1 protein-coding gene is annotated in these 2303 nt (G+C 67.7%); it reads left to right on the top strand.

Annotation, left to right across the window (positions count from 1 at the left end; all coding sequences use genetic code 11):
- Positions 1-501: 501 nt before the first annotated feature.
- Complete coding sequence (locus ACWIHY_RS40200) at positions 502-1389, top strand: SigB/SigF/SigG family RNA polymerase sigma factor (RefSeq protein ID WP_454381701.1); 888 nt, start codon at positions 502-504, stop codon at positions 1387-1389.
- The last annotated feature ends 914 nt before the right edge of the window (positions 1390-2303 follow it).

The following is a 2303-nucleotide window of genomic DNA, read 5'->3' as shown; positions in this document are numbered from 1 at the left end:
TAGTCATGGTGAGCGCGTGCACGGTCATCTACCGGGCCCTGCGCCGCAACAAATGGCTCTAACCCGGTGCGCTCCTGCCGCAGCGCACAGACCGTCCGGAAGATCACGGCGGCCGTCCGGGCGGGTACGCGTCGGCTGCCGCGCGCGGGGGCGAGGCAGCAAGCCCTTCCGCAGCAGTTCAACGCCGTGGGCCGCAGCGGCTCCGCCGGCCGACGCACCCGAGGCCGCATGCCGTTTCCAGACAGGAGCCCATCCCCCACCAGCTACACGCCGCTGAGTCGCCAAAGACGGCTGCCGGCAACAGGACAGCGGCCTGTTGGTGCTGCGGAGCAGTTCCTGCGACAGTGCGGACAGCCCGACTCGAGGTTCGGACCATCCCCCCACCGCTGCCTCGTGCACCAGCTGGGCTGTGTGTCCCTGACGGATAGGGCAGACATGCCCTCTCCACATCGGGGGCTGGTGCCGGTTCGGGAAGAGTGCACCACCAAGGAGGACGACTACATGGCAGCGACTTCTGCGCCGACCGCAGACACCGTGCAGACCAGGGGAGCGGCGCTGCCTATGGCCAGAGCCCCGGCCACTGCCGGTGAACTGCCCTGGATTAAGGACGCGACGCAGGTGGCCCCCAAGGACGCCCGCGCTCTGTCGAAGCTGTTCCTCGCCCAACTCCAGGTGCTGGAGGACGGCACGCGCGCGTACCAGTACGCGCGCAACACCCTCATCGAGATGAACCTCTCCCTGGTGCAGTTCGCCGCGCGCCGGTTCCGCAACCGCGGCAGCGGCGACATGGAGGAAATCCTCCAGGTCGGCACCATCGGGCTCATTAAGGCAATCGACCGGTTCGACCTCTCCCGCGAAGTCGGGTTCTCCACCTTCGCCGTTCCCTGCATCGTCGGCGAGATCAAACGTTTCTTCCGCGACACCACCTGGGCCGTCCACGTCCCCCGCCGCCTGCAGGAACTACGCGTGGGCATCACCCAAGCGCAGGAACAGCTCGCCACCGGCCTGGAACGGGAACCGACCGTCAAGGAACTCGCCGAGCATTTGGGGCTCAGTCAGGAGGAGGTCATCGAAGGCCTCGTCGCCTCCAACGGCTATACGGCCCGCTCGCTGGACCTACCCAGCAACGGCGACGGTTCTTCCAGCCCTCACAGTTACGCCGACGTGATCGGTGAGGCAGACCCCGCCATGGAGAGCGTGGAGGACCTGCACACGCTGGCCACGCTCCTTCAGCAGCTCGATGACCGCCAGCGACGCATCATCGAGATGCGCTTCGGCCAGGAGATGCCCCAGTCCCAGATTGGCGTCGAACTCGGCGTCTCCCAGATGTACGTCTCCCGGCTCCTGGCCCGCACACTCGCCCAGCTCCGCACCGGCATGTTCGCCTGAAGCGTCCACCGTGCTGCCTCCATCGGAGGTCCGGATCAGCCGCTGGATCAGGACTGCAATCCGTGGGCGGAGCGATTGCTGGGCTACGCGCCGCCGGGCACACATCGGTGTCAGCGCCCTCCGCACCTTGGACCCGCTCGCGGGAGACGGCGGCCGCCTGCCCGCTGGCCGGCCCCAGCGCGGCGGGCTTGTTCTCCCACGCTGCCTGTCGCCGTCGTGCCACAGCAGGACGGCGGCGGCCGCGCCGGGGTACGTGTTTGCGTACGTTGGTGAGGGCTTCGTGCACGGTGCGGTATCGGTGCGCTGTGCGGGGGCGGTGATGGTGAGATGGAGCTCGCCGGCCAGTTCGGTCTCGATGCCGTGGGACCGCGACCGAGGCGTCACACGGGGCCCGTTGAGGCTCGTCGAAGGCGGCAGCGACCTTGCGCCATCCTGACGCGTGCACGAACCTGTCGCGATCCCGTCTCCACTGGGCCGCCGGCTGCGGTCGCCAGCAGCAAAGACCAATATCACCCGGGCGCGGCGCGCGAGTGAACCCGGCCATGACACAATCAAAACTGATCCGTCGGCGGTCAATGCCGGCCACGGTCGCTGAGGTGCCCGACGACGCGCTGCTGCGCCGCATGCTCACCTACCGTCTTTGGGGCGAGCCGACCTATTCGGACACGTACGGACCCTGTGTGAACCGCCGCGAAGCGCGCCGCTTCACAACGCGGATATCGGAACGTCCAAGCAAACTACCCCTGGCTGGGAGCTCGTAATGGCGCGGATAGTCCTGCGTGACAAGACCGCGAAGAATCCTGGGGAGCGGGTTTCCGAAAAACCTCCCCTGTCTGCGCTCGGCCGGGTGCTGGCCATGATGCTGGCCTTCGCGGGGACGGTCGTATTCGCGGTGGTGCTGGCCCGGCTGACTC

It is taken from the genome of Streptomyces sp. NPDC055287, from assembly GCF_053646035.1.
Note: the sequence above shows the minus strand (reverse complement) of the source record. Positions and strands in the feature narration are given on the sequence as shown.

What these genes read in the sequence shown, in the direction of transcription:
- ACWIHY_RS40200 (WP_454381701.1), top strand. Translation starts at nt 502, where the DNA reads ATGGCAGCGACTTCTGCGCCGACCGCAGACACCGTGCAGACCAGGGGA.